This is a genomic window from Dubosiella newyorkensis (assembly GCF_001945605.1).
Taxonomy (GTDB): Bacteria; Bacillota_I; Bacilli_A; order Erysipelotrichales; family Erysipelotrichaceae; genus Dubosiella; species Dubosiella newyorkensis.
On the sequence record NZ_MPKA01000019.1, the window covers coordinates 1 to 747 of the forward strand.

General features: G+C 41.1%; 1 protein-coding gene. It reads right to left on the minus strand.

Going from position 1 to position 747, the window contains the following annotated elements:
• Positions 1-195 precede the first annotated feature (195 nt).
• The coding region (locus BO225_RS00270) for an IS3 family transposase (RefSeq protein ID WP_076340303.1) at positions 196-747 on the minus strand (552 nt) is incomplete at its 5' end.

The window sequence follows — 747 nt, forward strand, 5'->3', positions numbered from 1 at the left end:
TGGTACTATGTCAAGTTTGAGGACAATCTAAATTTCTGTTTTTGACAAATCCGAAAAAATTTGTTCCGCTTTCCATTGACTACGGGTCCCTATCCCTAAGAACCCATTTCTTGTTGCTTTTCAAACTCCCAGCTTTTGCTGCAGCTTGAAAAGCCCCAAGCTTATCTTAGGGATCCCCATCGTCAATGCCGCTTCTCAATTTTTTTCTAAACGCATCTTTTTCAATATCTTGTAGTTTTTCTCGTATTCCATCGGGGATTCGTATCCGCAATGGGAATGGATCCGGATCGTATTGTAGAATCCTTCTATATATTCGAATACGGCTTTCTTCGCTTCTTTCATTGTTTCGAAATGGTAGAAGTTGATCCATTCTCTCTTGATCAGTGAATGAAAGCTTTCGATGCAGGCGTTGTCCCATGGATTGCCTTTTCTCGAATACGATCTTTCCATTCCTTCTGTCTTGTTTTTGTATTCTTCGCTTGTGTACTGCACTCCTCGATCGCTGTGGATCACCAATGGCTTTTTGATTCCTCGTCTTCTTTTGGCTATTTCTATACACTCCAGAACTTTTGCGGCTTCCATATTTCGAGTCATCACCCATCCCACTATTTTTCTGGAATACAGGTCCATCACGCTGGTCAGATAGACAAATCCTTCTTCTGTCCAGATGTAGGTGATATCAGTACACCATACACTGTCGGGATCTTTTGGATTGAATTGTCTTTTCAGAAGATTGTGAAGTTTTCG